Genomic DNA, 18,038 nt, shown 5'->3' on the forward strand with positions numbered 1-18,038 from the left:
CATAAGTGCTTGATTTGGCGCGGCTGGCGGGGATCGAACCCACGACCTTCGGCTTCGGAGGCCGACACTCTATCCACTGAGCTACAGCCGCGTTGGGCACTGAGACCTGTCGTCAAATTTTCGTGCGTTGCCTGGACGACCACAGGCTTCGGAGGCCGACACTCTATCCACTGAGCTACAGCCGCGCGAGGACGCCGATTCTAGCAGCCGCGCGCCGGGTACGGGTTATCGCCTCTTATAATTCGTCTGTTTTCACCAAGGTGGCGCATGCGCAGTGCGTGCGCCTTCGCAGATGCCGCTTCGAAGGGACAGCATGAGCGACCACGCCCACGACAGCCACACCGGCCCGATCCACACCCCCAAACAACTGTGGTGGACGGCGATTTTCGCCTTCGTCGTCCCGGTGGTCTTGATCATGGGCCTGGTGGCCTACGTGACGCGTAGCCCCAAGCCCCAGGCCGGCGTGGCCAACCCGGAGTTGGCGGTGGCGCAGCGTATCCAAAAGGTCGGCAGCGTCGAGCTGCGTGACGCCAACCGTCCACTGGCCGCTGGCGAAGACGTGTTCAAGGCTCAATGTGCAGCCTGCCACGCCGCAGGGCTGGTGGGTGCGCCCAAGCTCGGCGACAAGGCCGCATGGGCACCGCGCATCGCACAGGGTTTTGACACGCTGGTGCAGTCGGCGCTGAAGGGCAAAGGCGCCATGGGCGCGCAAGGCGGCGGCGCGATTCGTGACCTGGAAATCGCGCGCGCGGTGGCCTACATGGCCAATGCGGCGGGCGCCAACTTCCCCGAGCCGCAGGCCCCGGCTGACGAGAAAAAGTAACCCCTGCCGTGGCCAACGACCTTGTGACGGCGGCACCCGCCCCCGCATCGGCGCGGGTGTTGGTGCTCAACGGCCCCAACCTCAACTTGCTCGGCACGCGTGAGCCGGGTATCTACGGCGCGCTGACGTTGGCCGACTTGGAACAACGCTGCCGCCAACACGGCGCCGCGCTGGGCTTGCAGGTCGAGTGTTTCCAGAGCAACCACGAGGGCGCGCTGATCGACCAGATTCACGCGTGGGGAGCGCTGCATCGGCAGGGGCAGGCCCTCGGCGTCGTGTTCAACCCTGGCGCGTACACCCACACCTCGATCGCGCTGCACGACGCCATCAAGGGCGTCGAGCCACTGCCCGTCATCGAGGTGCATATCTCCAACGTGCACGCGCGCGAGTCGTTTCGCCACCACTCGTGGATCGCGCCGGTGGCCGCCGGCAGCATCATCGGCTTTGGCCCGGACGGCTACCTGATGGCGTTGGACGCGCTGGCGCGCCGCGCCGCCGGGCTGGGCACGAAGCCGTAACGCTCGGGCAGCGTCGCGCTGCGCACGTCGACCAGCGGCCAGCGGTGCTGCTCCAGCAGCTGTGCCGCCTGCGCGACATCCTGGCTGTGCACCACCCCGACGCCCAACGGCGTGACCAGGTACAGCCAGCCACGCTCATCCACCAGGGCCTCTTGCGCATCGGTGGGCTGTCCGGTGTGGCTGACGACGCCCCCGTCGGGCTGCAGCCGCCAGACCCACGGCGTGCACGCCAGCTCCACATAGACCCGCTGCGGCCCGTTCTGGAAATACCACTGCCCTTCGTCATCGCAGGTGTAGTTGCGGCCGATGAACGCGATCAGGCCGGCGTGTCGCAGCTCGCTGCCGCGGCTGGCCGCGTGGGCGCCGGGTCCGGCAAAAGGCCCCGCAGCCTGCGCAGCGGCGTCGCGCATCCACCAGCGTCCCCGTTCGTCCAACCCTAGCCAGCCGTAGCAATGCGGCACGTTGGGCCATTTGGCCATGGCGGCTTTGACGATGTCGTCCATCTCGGTCACCCTCATCGTTCACCGGCGCCGCTGGCCGCTTGCAGCCAGCGCAGCACATGCTCCCACACGCTCCAGACCTGGCCACGCACGTCACCAGGGTGGCGGCGCTGGGCAAACCCCGCGTGCCCGCCGTGCGTGGGTTGCCACAGCCGTACCCACGGCCCGACCTCCCCCGCGCGTGGCAGGCTTGACGCTGGCACGAAGGGGTCGTTGCGCGCGTTGAGCACCAGCGTCGGTACCTGGATACGCGGCAACTGGGGCTTGCTGGAAGCGCGCTGCCAATAATCGTCCACACCGGCAAAGCCGTGCAACGGTGCCGTGAAGGCGTCGTCGAATTCGCGCAGCGTGTGCGCTGTCACGGCGCGGCGCACCTCCATCACCCCAGGGTGTCGGCGTGCCAAGGCACGGGCCTTGGCACGCATCGTACGCAAAAAGTGCCGCGCGTACAGCCACCGGTTCAAACCGCGGTCGATGGCCGCCCCGGCCGCCATCAGGTCCAGCGGCGCCGACACCGCCGCGGCAGCCTGCACCCGCGCACCCGCGTGTGCGCCCTGCTCCTCAAGCCAGCGCAGCAACGCGTTGCCGCCCAGCGAAACACCCACCGCCCACAACGGCAACGCCGGCGCCAGCGCGGCGGCGCGGGCCAGCATCCAGTCGATTTCGGCGTGGTCGCCGCTGTGGTAGGCGCGCGGCGCCCGGTTGGGTTCGCCGGAGCAGCCCCGAAAGTGCGGCACCACCACACCCCAGCCCCGCTGCAGCGCCACCCACGCCAGCGCCTGCGCGTAATGGCTGCGTGACGAACCCTCCAGGCCGTGAAAGAGCACGACCAGGCCCTGCGGCACCGGCGGCAGCAGCGTGTCGGCATCGACAAAATCGCCATCCGGCGTGGTCCAACGCTGGTGCTGCCACGCCGGCAGGGGCGCCGGTGTGCGGCGCGCCCAAAAAGCCGCGGCCACCGTTTGCCGGTGGCCGCCACGTTGCCACGCCGGCGGGCGTGGCCATTCATCGGGTAGGCATGGTGCCGGGGGCAGCACCATGGCCACGTCAGCGTTTTTGCCGGAAGCGACGCAGCGCCGCGATCTGCGCCGCCATGATGGCCAGCTCCGACTGCGCCTTGGCCAAATCAATGTCGCTCTTGGCGTTTTTCAGCGCCTCTTCGGCGGCTTTGCGCGCTTCGTTGGCCTTGGCCTCGTCGAGGTCCTTGCCACGGATCGCGGTGTCGGACAACACCGTAACCACCTTGGGCTGCACCTCCAGGATGCCGCCGGCGACGAAGACGAACTCCTCTTCGCCGTCGGCCTTCTCGATGCGCACCGCGCCGGGCTTGATGCGCGTGATCAGCGGCACGTGGCCGGGCAGAATGCCCAGCTCGCCCGCTTCGCCCGGCAGGGCCACGAACCGGGCTGGACCGCTGAAGATCGACTCTTCGGCGCTGACCACTTCGACCTGTATCGTTTGCATCGCGACTCCTTCGTCTCTCGTCCAACGGGGCGGCGGTGCGCGGCATGGCCGCGCGTCTCACCGCCCCTGCGATCGCCCCGTAGGGTGGTCGCCTCAGGCGGCCAGCTTCTTGGCCTTCTCGAAGGCGTCGTCGATGGTGCCGACCATATAAAACGCCTGCTCGGGCAGATGGTCGCACTCGCCGTTGACGATCATCTTGAAGCCGCGGATGGTTTCCTTCAGCGGCACGTACTTGCCGGGCTGGCCGGTGAACACCTCGGCCACGTGGAACGGCTGCGACAGGAAGCGCTGGATCTTGCGCGCGCGGGCCACGATCAGCTTGTCTTCCGGCGACAGTTCGTCCATGCCCAGGATCGCGATGATGTCGCGCAGTTCCTTGTAGCGCTGCAGCACCGCCTGCACGGCGCGGGTCGTGTTGTAGTGCTCTTCGCCAACGATGTTGGGGTCGACCTGACGGCTGGTCGAATCCAGCGGGTCCACCGCCGGGTAAATACCCAGCGCGGCGATGTCACGGCTCAACACCACGGTGGCGTCCAAGTGCGCGAAGGTGGTGGCCGGCGACGGGTCGGTCAGGTCGTCCGCGGGCACGTAGACGGCCTGGATCGAGGTGATCGAGCCCACCTTGGTCGAGGTGATGCGCTCTTGCAGCTTGCCCATTTCTTCGGCCAGCGTCGGCTGGTAACCCACCGCCGACGGCATACGGCCCAGCAGCGCCGACACTTCGGTACCGGCCAGCGTGTAGCGGTAGATGTTGTCGACGAAGAACAGCACGTCGCGGCCTTCATCACGGAACGATTCGGCGATCGTCAGACCGGTCAGCGCCACGCGCAGACGGTTGCCCGGCGGCTCGTTCATCTGGCCGTACACCATCGCCACTTTGGACTCCGACAGGTTGTCGGCGACGACCACCTTGGACTCCATCATCTCGTGGTAGAAGTCGTTGCCTTCACGCGTGCGCTCACCCACGCCCGCAAACACCGACAGGCCCGAGTGCGCCTTGGCGATGTTGTTGATCAGCTCCATCATGTTGACGGTCTTGCCGACGCCGGCACCGCCGAACAGACCGACCTTGCCGCCCTTGGCGAACGGGCAGATCAGGTCGATCACCTTGATGCCGGTCTCGAGCAGCTCGGTCGACGGCGACAGCTCGTCGTAGGCCGGGGCCTTGCGGTGGATCGAGCTGGTCAGCGACTGGTCGATCGGGCCGCGCTCGTCGATGGGGTTGCCCAGCACGTCCATGATGCGGCCCAGCGTGGCCTTGCCGACCGGCACCGTGATCGGCGCGCCGGTGTTGTACACCGTCATGCCACGGCGCAGGCCGTCGGAGGAGCCCAGCGCGATGGTGCGCACCACACCGTCGCCGAGCTGCTGCTGCACCTCCAGCGTCAGCGGCGAGCCTTCCATCTTGAGGGCGTCGTACACCTTGGGCATCTGGTCACGCGGGAACTCCACGTCCACCACGGCGCCGATGCACTGAACGATCTTGCCTTGAACTTGAGCCATGATTCAAACCTTGTTCGATTGCGAAGATGACGGGAACCGGGGTGGCGTCACACCGCCGCCGCACCGGCGACGATTTCGGACAGTTCCTTGGTGATGCTGGCCTGCCGCGTCTTGTTGTAGACCAGCTTGAGCTCGTTGATCAGGTTGCCGGCGTTGTCGGTGGCGGCCTTCATCGCCACCATACGCGCCGACTGCTCCGAGGCCATGTTCTCGGCCACCGCCTGGTACACCAGTGCCTCCACGTAGCGCACCAGCAGCTCGTCGATCACCGTGGGCGCGTCGGGTTCGTAGATGTAGTCCCAGTCGTAGCCCGGCGCGCCGCTGTCGAGCTCCTTGGCCGACAGTGGCAGCAACTGCTGCACCACGGGTTCTTGCTTCATCGTGTTGATGAAGCGCGTGTAGCACAGGTACACCGCGCTGAGCTTGCCTTCGGCGTAGGCATCCAGCAGCACCTTGACCGGGCCGATCAGGCGCTCCAGGTGCGGCGTGTCGCCCAGACCGGTGACGTGCGACACCACCTTGGCGCCAATGCGGTTGAGAAACCCCAGCCCCTTGTTGCCAATGGCCACCACCTGCGCCGTCTTGCCCTGCGACTGCAGCTCGCGCAGCTGGTTGGTCACCGCGCGCAGCAGGTTGGTGTTGAGGCCGCCGCACAGGCCCTTGTCGGTGGTGACCACGATCATGCCGGCCACGGGGGCGTCGGCATGTTCGACCATGAACGGGTGCACGTACTCCGGGTTGGCGCGGCTCAGGTTGCCGGCGATCTGGCGCACCTTGTCCGCGTACGGACGCGCCTGCCGCATGCGCTCCTGCGCCTTGCGCATCTTGGAGGCGGCCACCATTTCCATGGCTTTGGTGATCTTTTTGGTGTTTTCCACCGACTTGATCTTGCCGCGTATTTCCTTGCCTGCTGCCATCGCTGCTCCTATTGCCTGCGGGGGGCTTCGTGGACGGCGGTGCTCACCACGTGCCGGTCTGCTTGAAGGCGCGGATGGCGGCGTCGAGCTCGGCCTCGGCGTCCTTGTCCATCGCCTTTTGCGTCTCCAGCTTGTCCAGCAGCGCGGCGTGCTTGTCCTTGAGGTACGCGTGCAAGCCAGCCTCGAACGGCAGCACCTTCTTGACGTCGATGTCGTCCAGGTAGCCCTTGTTGGCGGCGTACAGCGAGGCGGCCATCAGGCTGATGGGCAGCGGGCTGTACTGCGGCTGCTTGAGCAGCTCGGTCACACGTGCACCGCGGTCGAGCTGCTTCTTGGTGGCCGCGTCCAGGTCGGAGGCGAACTGCGCAAACGCCGCCAGTTCGCGGTACTGCGCCAAGTCGGTACGGATACCGCCCGACAGGCTCTTGATCAGCTTGGTCTGCGCCGCCCCCCCGACGCGCGACACCGAGATACCGGCGTTGATCGCGGGGCGGATGCCCGAGTTGAACAGGTTGGTTTCGAGGAAGATCTGGCCGTCGGTGATCGAGATCACGTTGGTGGGCACGAACGCCGACACGTCGCCAGCTTGCGTCTCGATGATCGGCAGCGCGGTCAGCGAACCGGTCTTGCCCTTGACGGCGCCGTTGGTGAACTTCTCGACGTAGTCCGCGTTGACGCGCGCGGCGCGCTCCAGCAGACGCGAGTGCAGGTAGAAAATGTCGCCCGGGTAGGCCTCGCGCCCCGGCGGACGACGCAGCAGCAGCGACACCTGACGGTACGCCACGGCCTGCTTGGACAGGTCGTCGTAAATGATCAGCGCGTCTTGGCCGCGGTCGCGGAAGTATTCACCCATCGTGCAGCCGGAGTACGGCGCCAGGAACTGCATCGCCGCCGACTCGGACGCCGACGCGGCCACGACGATGGTGTACTCCATCGCACCGTGTTGCTCCAGGGCCCGCACCACGCTCTTGATCGACGACGCCTTCTGACCGATGGCGACGTAGATACAGACCATGTTCTGGCCCTTTTGGTTGATGATGGTGTCGATGGCCACCGCGGTCTTGCCGGTCTGACGGTCACCGATGATCAGCTCGCGCTGGCCGCGGCCGATCGGCACCATCGAGTCGATGGCCTTCAGACCGGTCTGCACCGGCTGGTCCACGCTCTTGCGCGCGATCACGCCCGGGGCGACTTTCTCGACCACGTCGGTGAGCTTGGCGTTGATCGGCCCCTTGCCGTCGATCGGGCGGCCCAGCGCGTCGACCACGCGGCCGATCAGCTCGGGGCCCACCGGCACTTCCAGGATGCGGCCGGTGCACTTGACCGTGTCGCCTTCGGAGATGTGCTCGTACTCACCCAGGATCACGGCGCCGACCGAGTCGCGCTCCAGGTTCAGCGCCAAGCCGTAGGTGGGTTGGCCGTCTTTGCCGGCCGGGAATTCCAGCATTTCGCCCTGCATCGCATCGGACAGGCCGTGGATGCGCACGATCCCATCGGTCACCGACACCACGGTGCCTTGGTTGCGCACGTCGGCGCTGGGGACCAGGCCCTCGATGCGCGACTTGATCAGTTCGGAAATTTCGGCGGGATTGAGTTGCATGACGCGTTCCTTTGCGCAATGTTGTCCGGCGGCGTTGCTCGGGCCTGTTCAGGCCGTCAGCGCCACACGCATTTGTTCCAGACGGGCCTTGACCGACGTGTCCAACACCTCGTCGCCCACCACCACGCGCACGCCGCCGATCAGCTCGGGGCGCACCTGCACCTGCAGCCGCAGCTGGCGGCCAAAACGCTTCTCCAGCACGGCCTTGAGCTCGTCGAGCTGCGCACCTTCGATCGGGTAAGCACTTTGCACCAGGGCATCGGCCACGCCCTGGCGCGCGTTGAGCAGCGCGCGGAACTGCCGCGCGATTTCCGGCAGCGCCACCAGGCGGTCGTTGTCGATGACGACGCGCAGAAAGTTTTGGCCTTGCTCGGGCAGCGGCTTTTTGAGCACGCCGGTGATGACGTCGTACACCTGCTGCGCGCTCACCTTGGGGTCGGCGGCGAACGCCAGCAGCTGCTCGTGCGCGGCCACGGCGGCCAGCGCATCGAGCCATTGGGCCGCAGCGGCCGCCTGGTCACCGGCGGCCTTGAACAGCGCCTCGGCGTAGGGTCGTGCAATGGTGGCGAGTTCTGCCATGGTTCAACCTCAGGGGCGCGGTGGACGCGCGGGGCGCATCACAGTTCGGTCTTGAGCCGCTGCAGCAGCTCGGCGTGGGCACGGGCATCGACCTCGCGGCGCAGGATCTGCTCGGCGCCTTTGACGGCCAGCACCGCCACTTGCTCGCGCAGCGCTTCGCGCGCCTGCACGGCCTGCTGTTCGGCTTCGGCCTTGGCCGCCGCAACGATCTTGGCCGCTTCTTCGGCCGCACGCGCCTTGGCTTCTTCGATCAGCGCGTGGGCGCGACGCTCGGCGTCGGCCAGCCGCGCCGCGGCTTCGTTGCGCGATTGCGCCAGCGTATCTTCGATGCGCTTGTTGGCCACGGCCAGCTCGGTGCGAGCTTTTTCGGCGGCGGCCAAGCCTTCGGAAATCTTTTGCGCACGCTCATCCAGCGCCTTGGCGATGGGCGGCCACACGAACTTCATCGTGAACCACACCAGGATCGCGAAGACGATGGCCTGCGCAAAGAGGGTTGCATTGATGTTCATCGCAACGCCTTTCGGACGGGATGTGCGTAGACGGGGCAGCGTCGGGGAATGCCGGGTGACGCGGCGTGCGCCCGCCGCCTCGAGGGGCGGGCGCACCCTTCCTCACGTCGGGGCGATCAGAGCGCGAACGGGTTGGCGAACGCGAACAGCAGCGCGATGGCCACACCGATCAGGAACGCCGCGTCGATCAGACCCGCCAGAATGAACATCTTGGTCTGCAGGTCGTTCATCAGCTCGGGCTGGCGCGCGGACGACTCGAGGAACTTGCCACCCATCAGGGCGATGCCGATCGACGCACCGATGGCGCCCAGACCGACGATGATGCCGCAAGCCAGAGCAACGAGACCGAGGATGTTTTCCATGGTGTGATTTCCTTTGGTTACTTGAGAGGAAGGTTGGGGAAAAGGTTGTCAGTGGGCGTCGTGCGCCTGACCCAGGTAGATCAGCGCCAGCATCATGAAGATGAACGCCTGCAGGGTGATCACGAGGATGTGGAAGATGGCCCACACCGTGCCCGCGATCAGGTGTCCAACGAACAGCAGGCCGCCCGTGAGCGACAGCGCGGCGTAGCCACCGAGCAGCGCAATCAGCATGAAGACCAGCTCGCCCGCGAACATGTTGCCAAACAACCGCATGCCGTGGGAAACCGTCTTCGCCACGAACTCGATCATTTGCATCAGGAAGTTCACCACCCCCAGCAGCAGCGCCCACAGCGGGTTGCGGCTGGTGCCAAACGGGGCCGTGACGAGCTCGTGCGCCCAGCCGCCCAAGCCCTTGATCTTGACGTTGTAGTACAGGCACATCAGCAGCACCGACACCGACAGCCCCAGCGTCGTCGACAGGTCGGCCGTCGGCACCACACGCAGGTAGGCGTGGTGCGGGTCGTGCCCCATCGCGGCGTAGATACCTTCCCAAATCTTCGGCAGCAGGTCCACCGGCAGCAGGTCCATCGCGTTCATGAAGAAAATCCACACGAACACCGTCAGCGCCATGGGCGCGATGACCTTGCGGCTTTGCGCGTTGTGGATCACACCCTTGGCCTGGGTTTCCACCAGCTCGACCAGGATTTCGACCGCCGCCTGGAAGCGACCCGGCACGCCGGCCGTGGCACGGCGCGCGCCCAGCCACAGCAAAAACACCCCCAGCAGCCCCATCGCCACCGAAAAGATCACCGAGTCGATGTTGATGACCGAAAAGTCGACGATGAAGTCCTGCTTGTGGTTGGTCAGGTGCGTCAGGTGATGCCGGATGTACTCACCGGCGGTCGGTCCGTGTCCTTCTGCTGCCATTTGCGTCCATCCAAATCCAAATTGACGTCGATCGTTTTAGCGGCCACCCGCCGACCACAAGGCCAGCGCATAGCCTTTGAGCACCACCACCAGCCCCACCAGCAGGGCCAGCCAGTTCACATCCGGCACCAGTCGCGGCGCCGCCACCAGCAGGGCCAGCGCCAGCAACAACTTGACGCCTTCCCACACCAGCCAGGCACCCAAGGCCTGACGCGGCGGCCGCACGCGCGGCGCACGCCAGCGCGCACGCAACCCACCGGCCATGCCCCACGCCATCAGCGCCGCGGGCAACACGACACACAAGCCGCCGTACGCCGCCGACAGCGCCAAGCCGGTGTGCTGCGGCCACCACAGCCACTGCGCCAGCGCCGCCAGCAGCGCCACCAGCCCCCACAAGCCCAGCTGCCACATGAGCGCCCGCCGCACCAGCGGCGTCGCGTGGCGCTGGCGCCAGCGCTCGGCCTCGGCGCGACTCAGCGACTTGAAATCGGCAGCGTCGCCCTCATCTGCATCGTCATCCCATGCGCGCCAACGCGTTGCCTTGGGCGCCGAAGAAGCCGACGCACAGGCGACGGCGGACTGGGAAGCCATTGTCGCGTGCTCCGTTGACATACGCCTGACTGCTTTGAGGTGCGATCGCCACCGGCGACGCCACGCTGACAAAAGCTCTTTATTATACGGACAAACCCCAGTACCGGAAAAGCCCCCATGACCACCGCCGCTGAGCTGCTGACCTTTCCTTGCCGCTTCCCCATCAAGGTGATGGGCGCGCACGCCGACGGGTTCATCGACGCGATGGCGCACGTCGCGCGCGCCTTCGACCCCGGCTTCGACACCGCCAGCATCGAGGTGCGCACCAGCCGTGCGGGACGCTATGTGGGTCTGACGCTGACGGTGCAGGTGCACTCACGCGAGCAGCTCGACGAGCTGTACCGCACCCTGACCACCCACCCAATGGTCAGCGTGGTGCTGTGACGATGCGCATCGAACGCTTGGGGCGGGTGCCGTACCTGCCCACCTACGAGGCGATGCGCGCCTTCACGGAGGCGCGCATCGACACCACGCCAGACGAGCTGTGGCTGTGCGAGCACCCGCCGGTGTACACCCAGGGGTTGGCCGGCCGCCCCGAGCACGTGCTGGCGCCGGGCGACATCCCCGTGGTGGCCACCAACCGCGGCGGGCAGGTCACCTACCACGGCCCCGGGCAGGTGATCGCCTACCCGCTGCTGGATCTGCGCCGCGCCGGCCTGTACGTTAAAACCTACGTGCACCGGCTAGAGGAGGCCGTGCTGCGCACGCTGGCCGACTGGGGGGTCACCGGCCACCGGGTGGCGGGCGCCCCCGGCATCTACGTGCGGCTGGACGCGCCACACGACCACGCGGCACTGAGCGGACCACGGCCCGGCGGCGACCCGTTTGCTGGGCTGGGCAAGATCGCCGCGCTGGGCATCAAGGTGCACCGCCACTGCACCTACCACGGCGTGGCGCTCAACGTGGCGATGGACCTGAGCCCCTTCGCGCGCATCAACCCTTGCGGTTACGCGGGGCTGCGCACCGTGGACCTTGCTACCATCGGCGTGGCCGCCGACCCGGCCGCAGTGCGCGAGGCGCTGGCCACCCACCTGTGTGCGCTGCTCGCGCCGTGCGACCCGCCGCGCCCCAACCGGGCGCCGCCCCCCAGGAATGCCGATGAACCCGAACGCCGCTGACACCGTCTACGACCCGACCATCAAGCAAAAGAGCGCCACCAAGACCGCGCGCATCCCGATCAAGGTCGAACCCGCACCGCTGCTGCGCAAGCCCGAATGGATCCGCGTCAAGGCCGGCAGTCCCAGCTCACGCTTTTACGAAATCAAAGACATCCTGCGTGCCAACAAGCTGGTCACGGTCTGCGAGGAAGCTTCCTGCCCCAACATCGGTGAGTGTTTTGGCAAGGGCACGGCCACCTTCATGATCATGGGCGACAAATGCACGCGGCGCTGCCCGTTTTGCGACGTCGGCCACGGCCGCCCCGACCCGCTGGACCCCGACGAGCCGGACAACCTGGCCAACACGATCGCCGCGCTCAAGCTGAAATACGTGGTCATCACCAGCGTGGACCGCGACGACCTGCGCGACGGTGGCGCGGCCCACTTTGTCGCCTGCATCGAGCGCATCCGGCAGCGCTCGCCTGGCACGCGCATCGAGATCCTGACGCCGGACTTCCGTGGCCGCGACGACCGCGCGTTGGACATCCTCAGCGCTGCGCCGCCCGATGTGATGAACCACAACCTGGAGACGGTGCCACGCCTGTACAAACAGGCCCGCCCCGGCTCGGACTACGCCTTCAGCCTGAACCTGTTGCGCAAGTTCAAGCAGCGCTTTCCCAACATCCCCACCAAGAGCGGGCTGATGGTGGGCCTGGGCGAGACGGACGACGAAATCCTGCAGGTGATGCGCGACCTGCGCGCGCACGGCGTGGACATGCTGACGATCGGCCAGTACCTAGCGCCCAGCCAACACCACCTGCCGGTGCGCCGCTATGTGGAGCCGGCCACCTTCGCGATGTTCGAGCGCGAGGCCTACGCCATGGGCTTCACCCACGCGGCGGTGGGGCCGCTGGTGCGCAGCAGCTACCACGCGGACCTGCAGGCCCACGCCGCTGGGGTGGCCGGCTGAACGCCGGCCAGGCCCGCGGCCGCGCAAGCGCCGCGACCGACCGGACCCCGGGTCACGGCGTGCGCGGGCGCGTCTCGATGATGGTGACCTCGACGCGGCGGTTCTTGGCGCGCCCCTCGGGCGTGGCGTTGTCCGCCACTGGTTCACGCTCGCCTCGCCCCTCGGTGCGCACCTTGTCGGCGGGAATGCCTTTGCTGACCAGGTAAGCCTTGACGGCCTCGGCGCGGCGCAGCGACAAGCGCTCGTTGTACGCCTCGGAGCCAACGCTGTCGGTATGGCCCACCGCAATCGCCACCTCGAGGTTGGTGGCTTTGATCTTGGTCACCAGCTCGTCGAGCTTGGCCTTGCCATCGGCGCGCAACACCGCTTGGTCGAAGTCGAACAGCGCATCCGATTGGAACGTGAACTTTTGCGGCGCTGCCGGGGCCGGCGGCGCCGTCGTCGTGGGGGCGCTGGGCACGTTGGCCCTGCGGTTGATTCTGCGCCCCTTGCACGACGTGGTGGCGCAGGCGCAGGCCATCGCGCAACGGCGCTTCATCACGGTGGACGAGCCACGCACACCGGAGTTGCAAGCCGTGGCGCGGGCGATGAACGACATGGTGCGCCGGCTGCAGACCATGTTCGCCGAGGAAGCGCAGCGGCTCGAGGCGCTGCGCCAGCGCGTCAACCACGATCCCATCACCGGCGCCGCCAACCGCGACCACTTCATGGCGCAGCTGCGCGAGGTGCTGTCGAGCGAAGAATACGGCTCGCACGGCACGCTGGTGGTGGTGCGGCTAACTTACCTCAACGAGCTCAACGCGCGCCTGGGCCGTCAGCGCGCGGACGCGCTTCTGCAGGGGCTGGCCAAGACGTTGGCGGCCTGTTGCGACAGCGGCGATACCGAGCAGCGCGTCGGCCGCCTCAAGGGCGGCGAGTTCGGGCTGCTGTGCCCGGGCGAGGCCAACGCCGACGCGCGCGCCCGTGCCGTGCACGAACGCCTGATGCGCGAGTGGGCGCCTTCGTGGCTGGCCGAGGTGCCGGATCTGTTCCATCTGGCGGCGGTGAATTACACCCGCCACGAACCGCCGGGCGACGTGCTGGCGCGCGCGGACCAAGCGCTGGCCCAGGCCCAGGCGCGTGGCCCCAACCACTGGTACGCGACGGACCAAGCCGCCTCACCCGCGCTGACGTTGCCGGCCGAGCGCTGGCGCACGCTGCTGACCGAAGCGGTGCAAGGCGGGCGCTTGAGCCTGGCGTTTTACCCGGTGGTGCGCAACGACGCGCAGCGCCCGTTGCACCAGGAAGGCGTCATCCGCCTGCGCATGGACGCCACGGGGTCGATGCTCAGCGCCGGGGACTTCATGCCGATGGCCGCCAACCTCAACCTGACCGCGCCGATCGACCTCGGTGTGGTGCGGCTGGCCATCGAGCACCTGCGCCAGGTCGAAGGCGATGTGGCGGTGAACCTGTCGGCCGAAACGATCGCCGATTTCGGTTTTCGCAACCAGTTGGTGCAGCTGCTGCAGCAGTACCCCGACCTGTGCCGGCGGCTGCTGTTCGAAGTCCCGGAGTACGGGGTGTACCGCCAGTTCGACGCGTTCCGCGACCTGGTGCGCAGCCTCAAGGCGCTGGGCTGCCGCGTGGGCATCGAACACTTCGGGCAGCGCTTTGCCAACAGCGAGCAGCTGGCCACGCTGGGGCTGGACTACCTCAAGGTTCACCCCAGCTTGGTGCGCGGCCTGCGCAACAACCCCGGCAACCAGGAGCTGCTGCGGGGGTTGTGCAGCATGGCGCACGCGCTGGGCATCACGGTCATTGCGTTGGGCGTCGAAAGCCGCGACGACCTGCCGTTGCTGGCGCAGCTGGGCTTCGACGGTGCCACTGGCCCCGGCATCTGACACCGCGGCGCCTGCGCCGCCGGGTGGTGCTCACCCGTGCAAATCGTCGCGCCGGGCGATTTCGAACAGACGCCGCAGCTCGTGCGGGTAGCGGCGCAGGTTGCGGGCGTGCCAGCGCTGGATCAGCGCCATCACCACCGCCACCAGCAACCCGAACGCGGTGATGGCGCCAAACGCCGACAAGCCCGCCCCGGTGGCGGCGCTGTACATAAAGCCCAGGCCCAGGATGCAGGCTTGCTCGTTGAAGTTCTGCACCGCGATCGAGCGGCCCGCCCCCATCAGGTTGTGGCCGCGGTGCTGCAGCAACGCGTTCATCGGCACCACCAGAAAGCCGCCCAGCGCCCCCAGCAGCACCAAAAACGGGGCAGCCACCCACACGTCGCGGATGGCGACCATGCCGACCACCAGCAGCCCCATCGCGATGCCCAGCGGCATCACGCGGGGGGCCTGGTCGATGCGCATGCGCACCGACGCCACGATGGCGCCAGCCGCGGTGCCGACCGCCACCACCCCGACCAGGCTGGACGCCTGCGTGGTGTTGTAGCCCAAGGCCGCGGCGGCCCAGGCCAGCACGATGTAGCGCAGGTTGCCGCTGACGCCCCAAAACAGCGTCGTCGTGGCCAGCGAGATTTGGCCCAGATGGTCGCGCCACAGCCGCAGGTTGCAACGCCAAAAATCGGGCAGCAGCGCCAACGGGTTGGACGGCAGGTGGCGCAGCGGCGCGGTGGTGCGCGGGATACGCAGGTTGAACGCCGCCGCCAGCGCGTACACGCCCACCAGGCCAACGATGGCCACCTCGGCCGCGCCGGGCAGCAGCGCGCCCAGCCAAGCCGCCTCGTGGCCACCGAGCCACGCCGCGACCCGTGGCGACACGAGCTGGCCGCCCAGCACGACGCCGAGGATGATCGACGCGATCGTCAGCCCCTCGATCCAGCCGTTGGCCTTGACCAGCTGCGACGGCGGCAGCAGCTCGGTCAGGATGCCGTACTTGGCCGGAGAGTACGCTGCCGCGCCCAGGCCCACCAGGCTGTACGCCAGCAGCGGGTGCACCGGTGTCAGCATCAGCAAGCAGCCCACCACCTTGATGGCGTTGCTGATGAACATGACCTGCCCTTTGGGACGGGAGTCGGCAAACGCCCCCACCCACGGCGCCAGCAACACATAAAAAAGGGCGAACATCGGCACCAACGCCGCCGCCTGCCACTCGGGGGCAGCGCGGCTGCGCAGCAGCTCCACCGCCACGACAAACAGCGCGTTGTCGGCCAACGAGCTGCAAAACTGCGCTGCCATGATGGTGTAGAAGCCGCGCTTCATGGTGGCAAAACTTCGTGTCCTGGGGTCGTCGTGGACCACCGCAGCGGCCCGCTTTGTGCGAAAGTTCCCCGTGGCGCGGGGTGCGCGGTTTATAGCACGTCGCCCACCCCTTCCGCGCCGCTGTCCGTCGAACCTACCCTGCCGCCATGCCACGTCCGATCCAAGCCACGATCCACCTCGACGCCCTGCGCCACAACCTGCAACGCTGCCGCGCCGCCGCCGGCGACGCGCGTGTGTGGGCGGTGGTCAAAGCCAATGCCTACGGCCACGGCATCGAGCGGGCCTACCCCGCGCTGCGCGGCGCCGATGGCTTTGCGCTGCTGGACCTGGCCGAAGCCGAGCGGCTGCGTGCGCTGGGCTGGCGCGGCCCGATCCTGCTGCTGGAAGGGTGCTTCGAGCCGCGCGACCTGGAGCTGTGCTCGCGCCTGAACCTGTGGCACGTGGTGCACTGCGACGAGCAGATCGACTGGCTCAGCCAGCACAAAACGCACCAGCCGCACCGGGTGTTTCTCAAAATGAATTCCGGCATGAACCGGCTCGGCTTTCGGCCGGCGGCGTTTCGGGCCGCCTGGACGCGGCTGCACGCCTTGCCGCAGGTGGCCGAAGTGAGCTTGATGACCCACTTTTCCGATGCCGACGGTCTGCGCCGTGGCCGCGAGGGCGTGCTGCACCAGGTGGAGGCGTTCGTGCGCGCCACGCGCGACCTGCCCGGCGAGCGCAGCCTGTGCAACAGCGCCGCCACGCTGCGCCACGCGCTGCGGCTGCGCCTGGGCGACGGCGGCGGGGCGCTGGCCGCGGACTGGGTGCGCGCCGGCATCGCCCTCTACGGCAGCGCGCCGGACCACCCGGCGCACGCCGCCGCCGACTTGGACCTGCAGCCGACGATGACGCTGGCCAGCCGGCTGATCGCCATCCAGCCGGTGGCCGCCGGCGAGACGGTCGGCTATGGCTCCGCCTTCACCGCACCGCGCGACCTGCGCGTCGGCATCGTCGCCTGCGGCTACGCCGACGGCTACCCGCGCCACGCCAGCCTGTCGCAAGCCCCCGGCGCGCCGGTGCTGGTGCGCGGCGTGCGCACCCACTTGGTCGGGCGCGTCAGTATGGATATGTTGGCGGTGGACCTGACCCCGGTGGAGGCCGCCGGCGGCCCGTGCCACCTCGGCGACGAAGTGGTGCTGTGGGGCCGCAGCGGCAGCGGCGCGGTGCTGCCGGTGGACGAGGTGGCGCAGGCCGCCGGCACCATCGCCTACGAGCTGCTGTGCGCGGTGGCGGCGCGCGTGCCGTTCGCCGTCGACGAGGCCGACACGCCGTAGCCCTTGTACTCCTGGGGGTATGGCGCTATACTCGCGTCCAATGGAGGATCAAGCCATGGATCGACGCACGACGCCCCTCCCCCTGCTGGCCCGCCGGCGCTGGCTCGGCGCGGCCGTTGCCACCGCGCTGCTCGGCGGCGCGCTGCCCCCCCTGACCTGGGCCCAGCCCGAGACGGCCGGCCCACGCGTGCCGGTGGCCGAAGCCACCCGCCGCCCGGTCGGCCAGGCGCTGTTGCTGGACGCCACCATCGAAGCGCAACAGCAGGCCACGCTGGCGGCCCAGGCCAGCGGCCGCATCGTGCAGCTGCACGTCAAGGCCGGTGACCGCGTGCGCGCCGGGCAGGTGCTGGCGGTGATCGACGACCGCGAGACCACGGCCGGCGTGCAGCGCGCCGGCGGCGCGGTGGCACAGGTCGAAGCCGAGCTGCGCAACGCCGAGGCCCACGCCAAGCGCACGCGCGAGCTGCGCGCGCAAGGCTTCGTGTCACAGGCGGCGCTGGACACCGCCGAGGCCCAGGCCGCCGCCGCACGCGCCGCGCTGCAGCAGGCCAAGGCCGCGCAGTCGCAGGCCACGCTGGCGCAGGGCTTCACGCGGTTGACCGCGCCGTTCGACGGCTTCGTGCTGGCCACGCATGCCGAGGCCGGCGACCTGGCCGCGCCGGGCCGCCCGGTGCTGACGGTCTACGCGCCGCAGCCACTGCGCGCCACCGTGTATGTGCCGGCGTCGCAGTCGGCGCTGGCGGAGCGCGCCCAGCGCGTCGAGGTGCGCCTGCCCGATGGGCGCTGGGTGCAGCCCAGCGGCCGCAGCCGCCTGCCGGCCGCCGATCCCGTGGCGCAGACAGTGGAGTGGCGCCTGCCGCTCGCGGCCGCCGATGCACAGGGTGTGCTGCCCGGTCAGGCGGTCAAGGTGCGTTTTGCCGCCGGCAGCGACGAGCGGCTGGTGGTGCCGGCCAGCGCCCTGCTGCGCCGGGGCGAGCTGACCGCAGCCTATGTGGCGGCACCGGCCGGGGCGCCCGCGGGCTTCGTGCTGCGTGCGGTGCGCACCGGTGCCGACCACGGCGAGGCCGGGGTCGAGATCCTGTCGGGCCTGCAGCCGGGCGAGCGCGTGGCGCTCGATCCGGTGCGCGCGGGGCTGCGCGGTGCGCAGCCGGCGCAGTGATCGGCCATCGTC

The 18,038-nt window shown here is 68.4% G+C and carries 21 protein-coding genes and 1 tRNA gene; 8 read left to right on the top strand and 14 right to left on the bottom strand.

Annotated features, from left to right (window positions below):
- Positions 1 to 15: 15 nt before the first annotated feature.
- Positions 16 to 91, bottom strand: a tRNA-Arg gene (locus Taqua_RS09070).
- 222 nt (positions 92 to 313) lie between these two features.
- On the opposite strand from Taqua_RS09070, the gene Taqua_RS09075 reads away from it, so the two are divergent.
- On the top strand, positions 314 to 823 hold the full coding sequence (locus tag Taqua_RS09075) for a c-type cytochrome (RefSeq protein WP_144326363.1): 510 nt from the start codon (positions 314 to 316) through the stop codon (positions 821 to 823).
- An 8-nt stretch (positions 824 to 831) separates the two neighbouring features.
- Entirely contained in the window at positions 832 to 1,341 is a 510-nt protein-coding gene (gene aroQ, locus Taqua_RS09080) for a type II 3-dehydroquinate dehydratase (protein WP_246094671.1), read from the top strand.
- Here the strand turns inward: aroQ and Taqua_RS09085 are convergent.
- From Taqua_RS09085 to Taqua_RS09135, 11 genes are all read right to left on the bottom strand, one after another.
- Positions 1,281 to 1,844 (bottom strand): DUF2946 family protein, encoded by a 564-nt coding sequence (locus tag Taqua_RS09085; RefSeq protein WP_144326364.1) that lies wholly within the window; start codon positions 1,842 to 1,844, stop codon positions 1,281 to 1,283. The two genes, aroQ and Taqua_RS09085, sit on opposite strands and share 61 nt — an antisense overlap.
- 11 nt (positions 1,845 to 1,855) lie before the next feature.
- Positions 1,856 to 2,881 carry a YheT family hydrolase gene (locus Taqua_RS09090; protein WP_144326365.1) on the bottom strand — a complete coding sequence of 342 codons (1,026 nt, stop codon included), beginning with the start codon at positions 2,879 to 2,881 and terminating at the stop codon, positions 1,856 to 1,858.
- A 7-nt stretch (positions 2,882 to 2,888) separates the two neighbouring features.
- Entirely contained in the window at positions 2,889 to 3,305 is a 417-nt protein-coding gene (locus Taqua_RS09095; RefSeq protein WP_144326366.1) for a F0F1 ATP synthase subunit epsilon, read from the bottom strand.
- A gap of 93 nt (positions 3,306 to 3,398) precedes the next feature.
- Positions 3,399 to 4,808: a F0F1 ATP synthase subunit beta gene (atpD, locus tag Taqua_RS09100; protein ID WP_144326367.1), complete on the bottom strand. Its 1,410-nt coding sequence runs from the start codon at positions 4,806 to 4,808 to the stop codon at positions 3,399 to 3,401.
- Positions 4,809 to 4,855: 47 nt separating this feature from the next.
- On the bottom strand, positions 4,856 to 5,725 hold the full coding sequence (gene atpG / locus Taqua_RS09105) for a F0F1 ATP synthase subunit gamma (RefSeq protein ID WP_144326368.1): 870 nt from the start codon (positions 5,723 to 5,725) through the stop codon (positions 4,856 to 4,858).
- Between the two features lie 43 nt (positions 5,726 to 5,768).
- Entirely contained in the window at positions 5,769 to 7,325 is a 1,557-nt protein-coding gene (gene atpA, locus Taqua_RS09110) for a F0F1 ATP synthase subunit alpha (protein WP_144326369.1), read from the bottom strand.
- A gap of 48 nt (positions 7,326 to 7,373) precedes the next feature.
- Positions 7,374 to 7,904, bottom strand: coding sequence for a F0F1 ATP synthase subunit delta (locus tag Taqua_RS09115; protein ID WP_144326370.1), 531 nt, complete (start codon positions 7,902 to 7,904; stop codon positions 7,374 to 7,376).
- 38 nt (positions 7,905 to 7,942) lie between these two features.
- Positions 7,943 to 8,413: a F0F1 ATP synthase subunit B gene (locus Taqua_RS09120; protein ID WP_144326371.1), complete on the bottom strand. Its 471-nt coding sequence runs from the start codon at positions 8,411 to 8,413 to the stop codon at positions 7,943 to 7,945.
- A gap of 116 nt (positions 8,414 to 8,529) precedes the next feature.
- Positions 8,530 to 8,775, bottom strand: a complete 246-nt coding sequence (atpE, locus tag Taqua_RS09125) for a F0F1 ATP synthase subunit C (RefSeq protein ID WP_132962276.1) — start codon at positions 8,773 to 8,775, stop codon at positions 8,530 to 8,532.
- A gap of 48 nt (positions 8,776 to 8,823) precedes the next feature.
- The gene (atpB, locus tag Taqua_RS09130) at positions 8,824 to 9,702 is read right to left on the bottom strand and encodes a F0F1 ATP synthase subunit A (RefSeq protein WP_144326372.1); all 879 of its coding nucleotides are present in this window, start codon (positions 9,700 to 9,702) and stop codon (positions 8,824 to 8,826) included.
- A gap of 36 nt (positions 9,703 to 9,738) precedes the next feature.
- Positions 9,739 to 10,293 carry an ATP synthase subunit I gene (locus Taqua_RS09135; RefSeq protein ID WP_144326373.1) on the bottom strand — a complete coding sequence of 185 codons (555 nt, stop codon included), beginning with the start codon at positions 10,291 to 10,293 and terminating at the stop codon, positions 9,739 to 9,741.
- Between the two features lie 117 nt (positions 10,294 to 10,410).
- Here Taqua_RS09135 and Taqua_RS09140 point away from each other — a divergent pair, with 117 nt between their 5' ends.
- The 3 genes from Taqua_RS09140 to lipA are packed head-to-tail and all read left to right on the top strand — an operon-like array spanning position 10,411 to position 12,360.
- The gene (locus tag Taqua_RS09140) at positions 10,411 to 10,677 is read left to right on the top strand and encodes a YbeD family protein (protein WP_144326374.1); all 267 of its coding nucleotides are present in this window, start codon (positions 10,411 to 10,413) and stop codon (positions 10,675 to 10,677) included.
- Positions 10,678 to 10,679: 2 nt separating this feature from the next.
- The gene (gene lipB / locus Taqua_RS09145; RefSeq protein ID WP_144326375.1) at positions 10,680 to 11,411 is read left to right on the top strand and encodes a lipoyl(octanoyl) transferase LipB; all 732 of its coding nucleotides are present in this window, start codon (positions 10,680 to 10,682) and stop codon (positions 11,409 to 11,411) included.
- Complete coding sequence (gene lipA, locus Taqua_RS09150; RefSeq protein WP_246094672.1) at positions 11,392 to 12,360, top strand: lipoyl synthase; 969 nt, start codon at positions 11,392 to 11,394, stop codon at positions 12,358 to 12,360. Before lipB ends, lipA begins: the two co-directional genes overlap by 20 nt.
- A gap of 52 nt (positions 12,361 to 12,412) precedes the next feature.
- Here the strand turns inward: lipA and Taqua_RS09155 are convergent, their stop codons facing one another.
- Entirely contained in the window at positions 12,413 to 12,979 is a 567-nt protein-coding gene (locus Taqua_RS09155) for an OmpA family protein (protein ID WP_425472592.1), read from the bottom strand.
- Here Taqua_RS09155 and Taqua_RS09160 point away from each other — a divergent pair.
- A complete protein-coding gene (locus Taqua_RS09160) occupies positions 12,861 to 14,240 on the top strand; it encodes an EAL domain-containing protein (protein ID WP_425472593.1) in 1,380 nt (459 codons plus the stop codon). The genes Taqua_RS09155 and Taqua_RS09160 overlap by 119 nt on opposite strands.
- Before the next feature lie 30 nt (positions 14,241 to 14,270).
- Here Taqua_RS09160 and lplT read toward each other — a convergent pair whose 3' ends face one another.
- The gene (gene lplT / locus Taqua_RS09165) at positions 14,271 to 15,554 is read right to left on the bottom strand and encodes a lysophospholipid transporter LplT (protein ID WP_144326379.1); all 1,284 of its coding nucleotides are present in this window, start codon (positions 15,552 to 15,554) and stop codon (positions 14,271 to 14,273) included.
- Positions 15,555 to 15,700: 146 nt separating this feature from the next.
- On the opposite strand from lplT, the gene alr reads away from it, so the two are divergent.
- Positions 15,701 to 16,867 (top strand): alanine racemase, encoded by a 1,167-nt coding sequence (gene alr / locus Taqua_RS09170; protein ID WP_144326380.1) that lies wholly within the window; start codon positions 15,701 to 15,703, stop codon positions 16,865 to 16,867.
- Between the two features lie 55 nt (positions 16,868 to 16,922).
- The gene (locus Taqua_RS09175) at positions 16,923 to 18,026 is read left to right on the top strand and encodes an efflux RND transporter periplasmic adaptor subunit (protein ID WP_144326381.1); all 1,104 of its coding nucleotides are present in this window, start codon (positions 16,923 to 16,925) and stop codon (positions 18,024 to 18,026) included.
- The last annotated feature ends 12 nt before the right edge of the window (positions 18,027 to 18,038 follow it).

Origin of the sequence: Tepidimonas aquatica (assembly GCF_007556585.1) — a bacterium.
Classification (GTDB): domain Bacteria; phylum Pseudomonadota; class Gammaproteobacteria; order Burkholderiales; family Burkholderiaceae_C; genus Tepidimonas; species Tepidimonas aquatica.

Bases quoted from the DNA above. Each gene is read 5' to 3' on its own strand.
- Taqua_RS09075 (WP_144326363.1), top strand. From the start codon at position 314: ATGAGCGACCACGCCCACGACAGCCACACCGGCCCGATCCACACCCCC.
- Taqua_RS09085 (WP_144326364.1), bottom strand. From the start codon at position 1,844: ATGGACGACATCGTCAAAGCCGCCATGGCCAAATGGCCCAACGTGCCG.
- Taqua_RS09090 (WP_144326365.1), bottom strand. From the start codon at position 2,881: ATGGTGCTGCCCCCGGCACCATGCCTACCCGATGAATGGCCACGCCCG.
- Taqua_RS09095 (WP_144326366.1), bottom strand. From the start codon at position 3,305: ATGCAAACGATACAGGTCGAAGTGGTCAGCGCCGAAGAGTCGATCTTC.
- atpD (WP_144326367.1), bottom strand. From the start codon at position 4,808: ATGGCTCAAGTTCAAGGCAAGATCGTTCAGTGCATCGGCGCCGTGGTG.
- atpG (WP_144326368.1), bottom strand. From the start codon at position 5,725: ATGGCAGCAGGCAAGGAAATACGCGGCAAGATCAAGTCGGTGGAAAAC.
- atpA (WP_144326369.1), bottom strand. From the start codon at position 7,325: ATGCAACTCAATCCCGCCGAAATTTCCGAACTGATCAAGTCGCGCATC.
- Taqua_RS09115 (WP_144326370.1), bottom strand. From the start codon at position 7,904: ATGGCAGAACTCGCCACCATTGCACGACCCTACGCCGAGGCGCTGTTC.
- Taqua_RS09120 (WP_144326371.1), bottom strand. From the start codon at position 8,413: ATGAACATCAATGCAACCCTCTTTGCGCAGGCCATCGTCTTCGCGATC.
- atpE (WP_132962276.1), bottom strand. From the start codon at position 8,775: ATGGAAAACATCCTCGGTCTCGTTGCTCTGGCTTGCGGCATCATCGTC.
- atpB (WP_144326372.1), bottom strand. From the start codon at position 9,702: ATGGCAGCAGAAGGACACGGACCGACCGCCGGTGAGTACATCCGGCAT.
- Taqua_RS09135 (WP_144326373.1), bottom strand. From the start codon at position 10,293: ATGGCTTCCCAGTCCGCCGTCGCCTGTGCGTCGGCTTCTTCGGCGCCC.
- Taqua_RS09140 (WP_144326374.1), top strand. From the start codon at position 10,411: ATGACCACCGCCGCTGAGCTGCTGACCTTTCCTTGCCGCTTCCCCATC.
- lipB (WP_144326375.1), top strand. From the start codon at position 10,680: ATGCGCATCGAACGCTTGGGGCGGGTGCCGTACCTGCCCACCTACGAG.
- lipA (WP_246094672.1), top strand. From the start codon at position 11,392: ATGAACCCGAACGCCGCTGACACCGTCTACGACCCGACCATCAAGCAA.
- Taqua_RS09155 (WP_425472592.1), bottom strand. From the start codon at position 12,979: ATGGTCTGCAGCCGGCGCACCATGTCGTTCATCGCCCGCGCCACGGCT.
- lplT (WP_144326379.1), bottom strand. From the start codon at position 15,554: ATGAAGCGCGGCTTCTACACCATCATGGCAGCGCAGTTTTGCAGCTCG.
- alr (WP_144326380.1), top strand. From the start codon at position 15,701: ATGCCACGTCCGATCCAAGCCACGATCCACCTCGACGCCCTGCGCCAC.
- Taqua_RS09175 (WP_144326381.1), top strand. From the start codon at position 16,923: ATGGATCGACGCACGACGCCCCTCCCCCTGCTGGCCCGCCGGCGCTGG.